The organism is Saccharothrix coeruleofusca, assembly GCF_014648515.1.
In the GTDB taxonomy this organism is placed as follows: Bacteria; Actinomycetota; Actinomycetes; order Mycobacteriales; family Pseudonocardiaceae; genus Actinosynnema; species Actinosynnema coeruleofuscum.
The window spans coordinates 329881-341809 of record NZ_BMRG01000005.1; the positions used below are offsets into that span (position 1 = coordinate 329881).

Annotated in this window: 12 protein-coding genes; 7 read left to right on the forward strand and 5 right to left on the reverse strand. The window is 74.4% G+C overall.

Going from position 1 to position 11929, the window contains the following annotated elements; genetic code table 11:
* Window positions 1–196: 196 nt before the first annotated feature.
* Genes imuA' through IEZ00_RS17085 form a run of 4 tightly spaced genes read left to right on the forward strand, consistent with a single transcriptional unit; the run spans window position 197 to window position 6073 of the window.
* The gene (gene imuA', locus IEZ00_RS17070; protein WP_189224232.1) at window positions 197–1000 is read left to right on the forward strand and encodes a DnaE2-dependent mutagenesis accessory factor ImuA'; all 804 of its coding nucleotides are present in this window, start codon (window positions 197–199) and stop codon (window positions 998–1000) included.
* Window positions 1000–2697 (forward strand): DNA polymerase Y family protein, encoded by a 1698-nt coding sequence (locus tag IEZ00_RS17075; protein WP_189224233.1) that lies wholly within the window; start codon window positions 1000–1002, stop codon window positions 2695–2697. Before imuA' ends, IEZ00_RS17075 begins: the two co-directional genes overlap by 1 nt.
* Window positions 2697–2870 carry a hypothetical protein gene (locus IEZ00_RS17080; RefSeq protein WP_189224234.1) on the forward strand — a complete coding sequence of 58 codons (174 nt, stop codon included), beginning with the start codon at window positions 2697–2699 and terminating at the stop codon, window positions 2868–2870. Before IEZ00_RS17075 ends, IEZ00_RS17080 begins: the two co-directional genes overlap by 1 nt.
* Entirely contained in the window at window positions 2870–6073 is a 3204-nt protein-coding gene (locus IEZ00_RS17085; protein ID WP_189224235.1) for an error-prone DNA polymerase, read from the forward strand. Before IEZ00_RS17080 ends, IEZ00_RS17085 begins: the two co-directional genes overlap by 1 nt.
* A 96-nt stretch (window positions 6074–6169) precedes the next feature.
* Here the strand turns inward: IEZ00_RS17085 and IEZ00_RS17090 are convergent, their stop codons facing one another.
* A complete protein-coding gene (locus tag IEZ00_RS17090) occupies window positions 6170–6730 on the reverse strand; it encodes a dihydrofolate reductase family protein (protein ID WP_189224236.1) in 561 nt (186 codons plus the stop codon).
* Window positions 6731–6796: 66 nt separating this feature from the next.
* On the opposite strand from IEZ00_RS17090, the gene IEZ00_RS17095 reads away from it, so the two are divergent.
* Window positions 6797–7417 carry a TetR/AcrR family transcriptional regulator gene (locus tag IEZ00_RS17095; protein WP_189224237.1) on the forward strand — a complete coding sequence of 207 codons (621 nt, stop codon included), beginning with the start codon at window positions 6797–6799 and terminating at the stop codon, window positions 7415–7417.
* A gap of 219 nt (window positions 7418–7636) precedes the next feature.
* On the opposite strand, the gene IEZ00_RS17100 is transcribed toward IEZ00_RS17095, so the two are convergent.
* Genes IEZ00_RS17100 through IEZ00_RS17115 form a run of 4 tightly spaced genes read right to left on the reverse strand, consistent with a single transcriptional unit; the run spans window position 7637 to window position 10990 of the window.
* Window positions 7637–7930, reverse strand: a complete 294-nt coding sequence (locus tag IEZ00_RS17100) for a DUF3017 domain-containing protein (protein ID WP_189224318.1) — start codon at window positions 7928–7930, stop codon at window positions 7637–7639.
* 19 nt (window positions 7931–7949) lie between these two features.
* Window positions 7950–8807 carry a bifunctional methylenetetrahydrofolate dehydrogenase/methenyltetrahydrofolate cyclohydrolase gene (locus IEZ00_RS17105; protein ID WP_189224238.1) on the reverse strand — a complete coding sequence of 286 codons (858 nt, stop codon included), beginning with the start codon at window positions 8805–8807 and terminating at the stop codon, window positions 7950–7952.
* A gap of 16 nt (window positions 8808–8823) precedes the next feature.
* Window positions 8824–9783: a DMT family transporter gene (locus IEZ00_RS17110; protein WP_189224239.1), complete on the reverse strand. Its 960-nt coding sequence runs from the start codon at window positions 9781–9783 to the stop codon at window positions 8824–8826.
* Window positions 9770–10990, reverse strand: coding sequence for an MFS transporter (locus tag IEZ00_RS17115; RefSeq protein ID WP_189224240.1), 1221 nt, complete (start codon window positions 10988–10990; stop codon window positions 9770–9772). The genes IEZ00_RS17110 and IEZ00_RS17115 overlap by 14 nt, the downstream gene beginning before the upstream one ends.
* A 108-nt stretch (window positions 10991–11098) precedes the next feature.
* Here IEZ00_RS17115 and IEZ00_RS17120 point away from each other — a divergent pair, with 108 nt between their 5' ends.
* Window positions 11099–11611, forward strand: a complete 513-nt coding sequence (locus IEZ00_RS17120) for a YbaB/EbfC family nucleoid-associated protein (protein WP_189224241.1) — start codon at window positions 11099–11101, stop codon at window positions 11609–11611.
* A complete protein-coding gene (locus IEZ00_RS17125; RefSeq protein WP_189224242.1) occupies window positions 11608–11919 on the forward strand; it encodes a WXG100 family type VII secretion target in 312 nt (103 codons plus the stop codon). Before IEZ00_RS17120 ends, IEZ00_RS17125 begins: the two co-directional genes overlap by 4 nt.
* Window positions 11920–11929 lie beyond the last annotated feature (10 nt).

An 11929-nucleotide genomic window follows, 5' to 3' on the forward strand; every position in this document is an offset into this window, starting at 1 on the left:
GGGGATCGCCTGCGGCGGTCCCCACTTCCGCGTGCGCGTACGGATCACCCGGTCCGGGGCATTGACACCCGGCGGGTGCTCCGCGATACGATCATCACGTCGTTCGAACACGTGTTCGACAAGACAGGTCGCCGGACTTCCCACGGCGGTCCGCGCACAGGGGTGCGCGCGGACTCGTTGGGGAGGGAGGGGCCGGGTGTCCAGGTCGGCAACGGCGACGCTGTCCGCGCTCGGGGTAGGCGCGGCCGGCGAGCTGACCGCGGACCCGGCCGGGGTCCTGCCGGTTCGCGGGGAACTGGCGGACCCTCTCCCTCGGGGCGGCCTGCGGCGGGGCAGCACGGTGTCGGTGCGCGGGTCGACATCGTTGCTGCTCGCGCTGCTGGCCGAGGCGACCGCCGCAGGGTGCTGGGCGGCCATCGCCGGTCTGCCGCGGTGCGGTGCGCTCGCGGCGGCCGAGTTGGGGGTGGCCGTGCACCGACTGGCTCTGGTCCCACGTCCAGGGAGGGACCAGAGCCAGGTCGGGCGCACCGTGGCGGCCCTGCTGGACGGCTTCGACCTGGTGGCCGTCGGCAGCCCGGTGTCCCCCTCGGCGGCCCGCAAGCTGTCCGCGCGGGCACGCCACCGCAGGAGCGTCCTGCTGCCGCTGACCGACTGGCCCGGCGCCGACCTCGCCCTGCACGCCGAGTCGGGCTCCTGGACCGGGCTGGGCCGTGGTCACGGCCTGCTGCGCGAGCGCGAGCTCGTCGTGCGAGCCACCGGGCGCGGCACCGCGGCCCGTCCCCGGCGCACCACCCTCCTGCTGCCCGCCCGCGACGGCGGTGTCGCCGCCCACGTCGCGGAGCCGGGCCATGTCGCGGAGCCGGGCCATGTCGCGGAGCCGGGCCACGGCTTAACCCGCCGCCCGCCCACCCGCGGTCCGGCCCGCTCCTCCGCGCCGTCCCGCGCCCCCGCCCCAAAACCCCTGCGGCGCAACGCGCGCCTCGCCGTGCACCGCGCCTGATGGCAGGTCCCGCCTCCCGACGCAGTCCCCGAACCGGCCCCGTGGCGTCCCGGCGGCCCGGCGAACCGGAGGTCCGCTTGAGCTCCTACACCCTGGTCGTGTGGTGCGCCGACTGGCCCGTCGTGGCGGCGTCCGCGCAAGCCGCCCTGCCGCCGCACGTGCCCGCCGCGGTGGTGCGCGGTGGCGAGGTCGTCGCCTGCTCCGCCACGGCGCGGGCGCAGGGCGTGCGACGCGGGCAGCGCAAGCGGGCCGCCCAGGGGCGGTGCCCCGAACTGGTGCTGTTCGACCACGACGACGCGCGCGACGCGCGGGCGTTCGAACCGGTGGCCCAGGCCGTGGAAGAGCTGGCTCCCGGCATCGAAGTGGTCCGCCCCGGCCTGATCGCCCTCGACGCGCGCGGCCCGGTCGGCTACCACGGCTCGCCCGAGCGGGCCGCCGAACTCCTCGTCGACCACGTCGCGGCCCGCGTCGGCGTGGAAGCCCAGGTCGGCTTCGCCGACGGGTTGTTCGCCGCGACCCTCGCCGCGCACCGCGGCGTGGTCGTGCCGCCCGGCGGCGCCGCCGAGTTCCTCGCGCCGCTGGGCGTGCACGAACTGGATCAGCCCGCCGAGCACCGCGCGGACCGCGCCGAACTGGTCGACCTGCTGCGCCGGTTGGGCCTGCGGACGCTGGGCGCGTTCGCGGCCGTGCCGGAGCGCGACGTGGCCTCCCGCTTCGGGCGGCAGGCCGTGCTCGCCCACCGGATGGCCCGCGGCTTGGAGGAACGGCCGCGAGCACGCCGCACCCCGTCGGTGGAGCTGGCGGTCACCGGCTCCTTCGACCCGCCCGTGGACCGGGTCGACGCGGCGGCCTTCGCGGCCAGGGGACTGGCCGAGGAGCTGCACGCGCGCCTGGTCGACCGCGGCCTGGCGTGCACCCGGCTGGGCATCCTGGCCACCACCGAAGCGGGCGAGGAGCTGCGCCGGGTGTGGCGGTGCGCGCACCCGCTGACCCCGCAGGGCATCGCGGACCGGGTGCGCTGGCAGCTCGACGGCTGGCTGACCGGCGCGGCCCCCACCACAGGCCCCACCGCGAGTCCTACTGCGAGTCCTACTGCGAGTCCTACTGCGGGCGTCCACCTGCTCCGGCTCGACCCGGAGGAGGTGGTCGACGCCACCGCGCTGCAACCGGGTCTGTGGCCCGGCGCGGGGCAGGAGGGCGGCGAGTCGGCCGAGCGCGCGGCCCGCGCCGCGGTGCACGTCCAGGGCCTGCTCGGGGCGCAAGCCGTCCTCACCCCGGTCCCCCGCGGCGGCCGGGGCCCGGTGGAGCGGATGCGGCTGGTGCCCTGGGGCGACGAGCCGACGCCCACCGATGACCCGGACCTGCCGTGGCCGGGCAGGCTGCCCGCGCCGTCACCCGCGACCGTGTTCGCCGAACCGGAACCGGTGGCGCTGCTGGACGGCTCCGGCGGTGACGTCGGTGTCACCGGCTACGCCGAGCTGACCGTGCCGCCGAGTCGGATCGTGCACGCGGGCCGGACGCGGCGGGTGCTGGCCTGGGCGGGACCGTGGCCGGTGGACGAGCGGTGGTGGGACGGGCATACCGCGGTGCGCGCCGCGCGTTTGCAAGTGCTGGGGGCCACCTCGAACGGGGAAGAGCTGGCGTTCCTGCTGATCCGCACGGGCGGTCGGTGGGCGGTGGAAGGGGTTTACGACTGATGGCGACATCCGACGACTTCCGGGGACTGGCCGACTGGTGGGCCGGGTTCGAGGCGCCCGAGCGGGCGGGCGAGCCTGCGTACCCGGCCAACTTCGGGTGGCTGCCCTCGCCGGTGCAGGCGCTGCCCTCGCTGATCCCACGGCCGCGCGGGGCTCGCGACGACACGCTCTGATGGGGCGGCGCGAGCGCTACGCCCCGCCGCCGGAGCTCGCCGTTAAGGTCGACGAGCTGGGTGCGACGCGCGCCCGCGTGCCCTACGTGGAACTGCACTGCCACTCCAACTTCAGCTTCCTCGACGGCGCGAGCCACCCGGAGGAGCTGGTGGAGGTCGCGCGGCAGCTGGGGCTGGACGGCTTGGCGCTCACCGACCACGACGGCATGTACGGGGTGGTCCGGTTCGCCGAAGCGGCCGGGGAGCTGGGCGTGCGCACGGTGTTCGGCACCGAGCTGGGGCTCGGCCCGGTCGAGCCGCGCACCGGTTCCCCGGACCCCGGCGGCGAACACCTCCTGCTGCTGGCGACCGGCGCGGACGGCTACCACGCGCTGTGCCGCACGATCACCACCGGCCAGCTCGCCGAGGGAGCGGAGAAGGGCCGCCCGGTCTACCGGCTGGAGGAGGTCGTCGCCGACACCCGCGACGAGTGCGTGGTGCTCACCGGCTGCCGCAAGGGCGCGGTGCGCCGGGCGCTGACGCGGCACGGCCCCGAAGCCGCGTTCGCCGAACTGCGTCGCCTGACCGGGTTGTTCGGCGCGGACCGCGTGTTCGTGGAGCTGACCGACCACGGCTACCCGGAGGATGGCCCGCGCAACGACCTGCTGTGGGGGATGGCCCACGAGCTGGGGCTGCCGACGGTGGCGACCAACGCGGTGCACTACGCGGTCCCCGCGCGCGGCAGGCTGGCCGCGGTGATGGCGGCGGTGCGCGCACGTCGCGGCCTGGACGAGATGGCCGGGTGGTTGCCGCCCGGCCGCACGGCGTGCCTGCGCTCGGGGGAGGAGATGGCGCGCCGGTTCGCCCGCTTCCCCGGCGCGGTGCACCGCGCCGCCGTGCTGGGCCTGCAGTGCCAGTTCGACCTGCGCCTCATCGCGCCCCGGCTGCCCCCGTTCGACGTGCCGCCCGGCCAGGACGAGAACAGCCACCTGCGCGAGCTGACCTACCGGGGAGCGGCCCGGCGCTACCGCTCACCCGACGAGAACCCCAAGGCCTACCAGCAGATCGAGCGCGAGCTGAAGGTCATCGAAGAGCTGGGTTTCCCCGGCTACTTCCTGGTGGTGCACGACATCGTGCGGTTCTGCCGCGAGAACGGCATCCTCTGCCAGGGCCGCGGTTCGGCGGCGAACTCCGCGGTCTGCTTCGCGCTGGGCATCACCAACGTCGACGCGGTGCGCTTCGACCTGCTCTTCGAGCGCTTCCTGGCCCCGGCCCGCGACGGACCGCCGGACATCGACCTCGACATCGAGTCCGACCGGCGCGAGGAGGTCATCCAGTACGTCTACCGCAAGTACGGGCGCAGGCACGCCGCCCAAGTCGCCAACGTCATCAGCTACCGCGCCCGCTCGGCGGTGCGGGACGTGGCGCGGGCGCTGGGTCACTCGGCGGGTCAGCAGGACGCGTGGACCAAGCAGATCGAGCGCTGGGGTCCGCTGCGGTCCACCGTCGAGGACCACGACATCCCCCGCCCGGTGCTGGAGCTGGCCGCGCAGCTGGAGAACACCCCGCGACACCTGGGCATCCACTCCGGCGGCATGGTCATCTGCGACCGCCCGGTCAGCGAGGTGTGCCCGGTCGAGCGCGGTCGGATGGCGGACCGCACGGTCTTGCAGTGGGACAAGGACGACTGCGCCGCCATCGGCTTGGTGAAGTTCGACCTGCTGGGACTGGGCATGCTCTCCGCGCTGCACCACGCGATCGACCTGGTGCGCGAGCACGAGGGGATCGAGGTCGACCTGGGCGCGCTCGACCTCGAAGACCCCCGCGTCTACGAGATGCTGCGGCGTGCCGACTCCATCGGCGTGTTCCAGGTGGAGAGCCGCGCCCAGATGGCGACCCTGCCCCGGCTCAAGCCCAGGCGGTTCTACGACCTCGTGGTCGAGGTCGCGCTGATCCGCCCCGGCCCCATCCAGGGCGGCTCGGTGCACCCGTACATCCGCCGCCGCAATGGGCAGGAGCGGTGGCGGCACGACCACCCGCTGCTGGCGAGATCCCTCGGCAAGACCTGCGGCGTCCCGCTGTTCCAGGAACAGCTGATGCAGATCGCCGTGGACGTCGCCGACTTCACCCCCGCCGAGGCCGACGAGCTGCGCCGCGCCCTGGGCGCCAAGCGCTCCGCATACCGGGTGGAGCGCCTGCGCGAGCGCTTCTACCGCGGCGCGGCGGCCAACGGCATCGGCGAGGAGCTGGCCGGACGCATCTACGCGAAGCTGCTCGCGTTCGCCGACTTCGGCTTCCCCGAGAGCCACGCGCTGAGCTTCGCGCACCTGGTGTTCGCCAGCGCCTGGTTCAAGCTCTACCACCCGGCGGCGTTCTGCGCCGCGCTGCTGCGGGCGCAGCCCATGGGGTTCTACTCGCCGCAGTCCCTGGTCGCCGACGCGCGCAGGCACGGCGTGCGGGTGCTCGGCCCCGACGTCAACGCCAGCCTTCCGCACGCCACAGTCGAACGGGTCGACGGCGTGCAGGCGGTCCGCATCGGCCTGGCAGGCGTGCGCACCATCGGCGTCCGCGTCGCGGAAACCGTGGTGGCGCACCGCGAAGCCCACGGTCCCTTCCGGGACATGGCCGACTTCGGCGCACGGGCACGCCTGACCACCCCGCAGGTGGAGGCCCTCGCCACGGCAGGCGCGTTCGGCTGCTTCGGTGTGGACCGCCGCGCGGCCCTGTGGGCGGCGGGCCCGGTCGCGAAGGCGCGGCCGGACCGCCTGCCCGGCACGGTCGTCGGCACCGACGCCCCGCCCCTACCCGGCATGGACGAGGTCGAACTCGCTGCCGCCGACGTCTGGGCGATGGGCCTGTCCCCGGACAGCTTCCCGACGCAGTTCCTCCGCGACCGGCTGACCGCGCTGGGCGCGCTGCCCATCGCGGCACTGGCCACCGTGCCCCACGGCCGCCGGGTGCTGATCGGCGGCGCGGTCACCCACCGCCAGCGCCCCGGAACCGCGGGCGGCGTCACGTTCCTCAACATCGAGGACGAGACGGGCATGGTCAACGTCGTGTGCACGACCGGTCTCTGGGCGCGCTACCGCCGAGTCGCCAGGACGAGCCCCGCACTGCTCGTCCGCGGCGTGGTCGAGTCGGCCGACGGAGTGGTCAGCCTCCGCGCGGACCGCTTGCAGCACTTGGACCTGCGCATCCCCTCCCGTTCTCGTGATTTCCGCTGACGGCGGCGCGTCGAGCGCCGCGGAGGCGGTGGCCATCCGCTCCGCGAGCAGCTCGTACCGCGCCGCTACCCGGCGATCCGGCTTTTCCGGACCACCTCAGGGTCGCGTGTAGACCATGGACACCACGCCGCTGGTGAACGGTCTGCTCGCGACGTGCCGGAACCGGGTCATCGGGAACGCCCCGTCGAACAGCGGGATGCCCTGGCCCAACACGATCGGGTGGACCTTGAGGTAGAGGTCGTCGATCTCCGGCAGGATGGCGGCGGCGAGCTTCCCGCCGCCGCACAGCCAGATGCCCAACCCGTCCTCGGCCTTCAGGGCGCGCACCTCCTCCAGCACGTCGCCCCGGATCACCGACACGTCGTCGGGGGTGTCGGTGATCGTCCTGGACACGACGTACTGGCGCAGGTGCGGGTACGGGCTCGGCAGTCCGTCCGGAACCTGGTAGGTGGCCCGCCCCATGAGCACCGTGTCGAAGTTCCGGTTGGGCACGTCGATGCCCAGCGCTTCGCGCCCCTGCGCGGGCAGCGTGTCGGGGAACTTCTCGATCAGGGCCGTCATGTGGTCGCCCTCGAACAGGAAGTCGCCGAAGCCGCCGTCCGGGTCCGCGATGAACCCGTCCAGCGAGGTGGCGACGAAGTAGGTCAGTTTTCGCATGGTTCCCTCTCCCCTAGACCACGACAACTGTAGTACTATGGCTGTAGTGGTTGTCAAGGAGGCAGCATGACCAGGAATCCGGCCAGGCGAATCTCGCTGGTCAACGCCGCGATCGAGGTGTTGGCCCGCGATGGCGCGCGCGGTCTGACCTTCCGCGCGGTCGACGCCGAGGCGGGCGTGCCCACCGGCACGGCGTCGAACTACTTCGCCAACCGCGACGACCTGCTTCGGCAGGTCGGCGAGCACATCCACGTGCGCTTCACGCCCGACCCGGCGAAGGTGGCGGACACCATGCGGGCGCCCGCCGATCGCGGGCTGCTCGTCACCCTGATGAAGGACCTGCTCGACAGGTTGAGGAAGGACCGCGCGGCGTACCTGGCCCTGCTGGAACTGCGGCTGGAGGCGACCCGCCGTCCCGAGTTGCAGGCCGCGCTGACCAAGACGATCAGCGACACCCTGGAAGACAACGTGCGCTTCCACGTCGACTACGGGCTGCCCGGTGACCGCACCACCGTGGTTTCGCTCTACCTGGCGATGAGCGGGCTCGTGGTGGAACACCTCACCCTGCCGGAGGTGCTGCCGGAGTCCTCGTTGGAAGGTCTGGTCGAGGCGCTGGTCGACCGCACCCAGGCGTCGGCCGGGGGCGCGGGCGGCGGGACGGGGAAGGAGGTGGTGCGGGAGCCGTAGGCGAGCGCCGGGAAGGCGCGGCGCGCGGAGACGGCACGCGCGGAGGTAGCCTGCGTGGAAGCAGCCGGCGGTCGCCCTGGCGATGGTCGACTCGGCGGTAGTCGGGCCAGCGGTAGTCGACTCGGCAGCGGTCGGGCCGGTGCCGAGTCGGCCTGGTACCGGTGGGCTCCGGTACCGGTGGGCTCTGGTACCGGTGGGCTCGGGTGGTGGCTGGACCTGCTAGCGGTCCAGCGGCCCGCCGATGATCGTCATGGCCACGACGATCACGGCGAACCCGAAACCGGAGTACAGCAGCGCGTCGATGCTGCGGCTGCGGATCGCGATCAACCCGGCCTGCTCGTCGGTCACCAGGACCCGCAGCAGCGCGGCGATCAGCAGCGCCAGGCCGATCAGCACGACGCCCTGCCGCCAGTGGTACTGCACGATCCGCACCAGGCCCAGCACCGTCACGCCGAGCACCAGGGCGAACGGCAGGTGCTGGCCCGCCGCGGACCGCCAGCGCTGCTCCGGCATCGTCTCCACCGCTCTGCCCTCAGCCGTTCGCGAGGTCGCGCTCAGCCGCCTCGACCGTGTTGGTCAGCAGCATGGCGATGGTCATCGGGCCCGCGCCACCGGGAATCGGGGCGAGGTACCCCGCGACTTCGGCCACGTCCGGGTGAACGTCGCCCACGAGGCCCTGGTCGGTGCGGGTGATGCCGACGTCGACCACGGCCGCGCCGGGCTTGACCATGTCGGCGGTGATCAGGCCGGGGCTGCCCGCGCCCGCCACGACGATGTCCGCGCGGCGGACCTCGGCGGCCAGGTCCTTGGTGCCGGTGTGGCACAGGGTCACGGTGGCGTTCTCGCTGCGGCGGGTCAGCAGCAGACCGATGGGCCTGCCGACGGTCACGCCGCGGCCGACGACGGTGACGTTCGCGCCCGCGAGCGGCACGTCGTAGCGGCGCAGCAGTTCCACCACGCCGCGCGGCGTGGCGGGCAGCGGGGCCTCGTCGCCGAGGACGAGCTTGCCCAGGTTGACCGGGTGCAGGCCGTCGCCGTCCTTGCGCGGGTCGATCCGCTCCAGGATCGGGTTCGGGTCGAGGTGCTTCGGCAGCGGCAGCTGCACGATGTAGGCGGTGCAGGTCGGGTCGGCGTTGAGCTCGTCGATGACGGCTTCGAGCTGCTCCTGCGTGGTGTCGGCGGGCAGGTCGCGGCGGATGGAGGTGATGCCGACCTTCTCGCACGCCTTGTGCTTGCCGCGCACGTAGGAGTGCGAGCCGGGGTCGTCGCCGACCAGCACGGTGGCCAGGCCGGGCGTCACGCCCCGCTCGGCCAGCGCGGCGACCCGCGCGCGCAGGTCGTCGAAGATCGCGTCCCTGGTGGCCCTGCCGTTGAGGATCGTCGCCGTCACGCGCCCCATCTTCGCATCACCGCCTGCCGGGCAGCGCGGCGACCACCACCGCCGCCAGGGTCAGCGCGGTGCCCAGCACGGTCACCGGCGCGAGCTGCTGACCTGCGGCGGGGACGACCAGGTCGACCGCGAGCGCGCCGACCAGCTGTCCCGCGACCTGGCACAGGCCGACCAGCAGCACCCCGATCCAGCGGACCGCGAGGACCGCCGTGCTGATGGTGACCACGCCCAGCGCGCCGCCCAGGTACAGCCACGGCTGGTCCGGCGCGGTCGCGGGCAGGCCGCGGGCGAGCAGGTCGACCGCGCACACCGCGAGCAGCACCGCGGTGCCGGTGGCGAAGTTGACCGCGGTGGTGACCGGTGTGCTGCCCGACGCCTCGCGCACCAGGCCGTTGACCGCCTGCTGCCAGCCGAGGCCGATGCCCGCCAGCGCGGGCAGCAGGGCGGGCCACAGCGCCGACGGCGAGCCGAGGTCGTCCGACACCGCCACGCCCACCGACAGCACGGCGAGCAGGGCCCCGGCCACCCTCGGCGCGGTCAGCGCCCGCGGTCCGGCCGGGCCGATGCCCGCCCGGTCGACCAGCAGGCTGCTGGTCGCCTGCGCGGCCACCACCGCGACGGTGAACACCGCGACGCCCAGCGCGGCGACCGTCAAGCCTTGCGTGGCCACGAAGAACGCCCCGCACGCCCCGCCGACGCACTCCCACCAGCGGATGCGGTGTTCCCGCAGCGCCGTGCGCAGCGCCCGGAAGCCCGCGCGCCCCCGCCGGGTCGTCGGCACGGCCAGGAGCAGCAGCACCAGGCCGCCGCCGAAGGACACCAGCGCGGCGAGGAAGCCGTCCCCGAGCACGTGCCCGAGTTCGCCGTTGATCCGCCCCTGCGCGGCCAGGAACACGCCGCCCGCGAACGCCACACCCGCGCCCAGCGCCTGGCGGGCCACGGCGGGACGGGCCGGATGAGCTTCAGTTGATCGCACCGTCCACCTGTTCCGCTCGCGGTTCGCGCACCAGCGCGGCCACCAGTGTGCCCAGCAGCGCGGCGGCGGTCGCCGCGCCCGCCGCCGCGGCCGGGCCGACGTGGTCGAGCAGCCACCCGGTCATCGGCAGCGCCGAGGTCGCGCCCGCCGTGGTGAAGGTGCTCATCCAGCCGAACGCCTCGGCGGTGCGGCCGTCCGGGGCCAGCGCGGCGATCCGCGTGTTGCCCGCGGCGATGGCGGGTGCGATCGCCACCCCGCCCACCACCAGCACCCCGCCGATCAGCCACACCGACGAGGGCTGGGTGAGCGGCGGCAGCACGGGCACCACGGCCGCCACCCCGAGGGTCAGCAGCAGCATCCGCCGGGCGAACCGGGCCTGCCCGGCCAGCCCGCCCACCACCAGGCCGCCCACCGTCGAGCCGATGCCCCACAGCGCCGCCAGCACCCCCGCCATGGCCGGGGTGCCCTGGTCGCGGGCCCAGGCGACGATCACCATGTCGATCGACGCGAGCGCCGCGACCAGGCACAGCGCCGCGCTCAGCGCGAGCACCAGCGACCGGTCGGCCAGCAGGGTGCGCCCGCCGTGGCGGCGCGGGCCGGTGGCGGGCTCGTCGAGGCAGGCCCGGCGCACCGCGTGCCGGAACCCGAGCGCGCCCAGCACCGCGAGCGCCCCGCTCAGCCACGTCGCGGTCGGCGCGCCGGCCACCGCCACCGCGGTCGCCGCCAGCGCCGGGCCGACGATGTAGAGGACTTCCTGCATGGACGCCTCGACGGTGAACACCGCCTGGTGCGCGGGACCGGTCGCCAGGCGGGGGAAGGCCGCCCTGCCCAGCTGCGTCACCGGGGGCGTGCTCAGTCCGGTCAGGAACGCCACCGCCGCCGCGAGCGGCCACGCCGCGCCGGGCAGCAGCACCGGCAGCAGCCCCAGCGCCGTGATGCCCGTGCCGTAGCCCGCGGCGGTCGCCAGCAGCAGCCTGCCCGCCGGGCTGCGGTCCGCCGCCCGGCCGCGCAGCGGGCCCGACACGCCCATGCCCAGGGTCAGCGCGCCGCCCACGACACCCGCCGGTCCGTACGACCCGGTCCACCCCGCGATCAGGAACGACACCGCCAGCGGTGTGCCCGGCAGGTGGACGCGTCCCAGCAGCGACCAGAGCAGCAGCCGGGGCAGGTGCGGGACGGCGGCGAGTTCGCGGTAGGGGCGGAGCACGTGACCACTCTGCCCCGTGACCTCGCCGCGGCTTGCCGAATATCCATGGGAACCGGGAGGCCCGGGTTAGCGTCAGCACCTCCGAGACGCACGAGCGAGGGGTGCACTGTGACCGATCCGAGCGGACGCCGGGCGGAGCTGGAGGCGCGCAACGCGGCCATGCGCGAGCAGGTCGACTCGCTGCTGTCCGAGTTGCGGAAGAAGACGGCCGAGCTGCACGAGACCGCCGCGCGTGCGCAGGCGATCACGGCCAGCGTGACGTCGCCGGACGGTTCGGTGCGCGCGTCGGTGGACTCCACCGGGGCGCTGACCGCGCTGGAGTTCTCGCCCAACGCCTTCCAGCGCGGCGCCACGCCGGAGAAGCTGGCCCGCGTCACGCTGGAGACGATCCAGCAGGCCGTGGCCAAGTCGCGCACCGAGCTGAACGACGTGCTGCGCCCCGCCCAGCAGGGCGCGAGCGTCGACCTGTCGGAGCTGCTGCCCGGCGTGCCGTCGCTGTCCGACCTCATCCCCAAGCCGCCCGTCGTCCCGCAGCCGCCGTCGGCGCCCCCGCGCCGCGCGCCCGCGCGGGACGACGACGAGGAGGGCGGCGGCAGCATCATGGAGAGGAGCAGCTGGTGAGCGGCTTCGAGGTGGACGTCCCCGGCCTGCGCCGGGGTGCCGCCCAGTTCGGCGCGTCGAGCGATTCCCTGGACGCGGTGTTCCAGGCGCTGAACTCGGCGCTGCAGGCGGAGGGCCAGTGCTGGGGCGGTGACGAGTCCGGCCAGGCCTTCGCCAAGGAGTACGTGCCCAACTCCACGGCGACCCTGGACGCCTTCCGGAACCTGACCAAGGCGCTGGACGACATCAGGGCGGGCGTCGAGCAGTCCGCCGACGAGTACGAGGGCACCGATCAGGGCAACGCTTCCGGGATCTCCCGGGTCTACTGAGGGGCGCGGG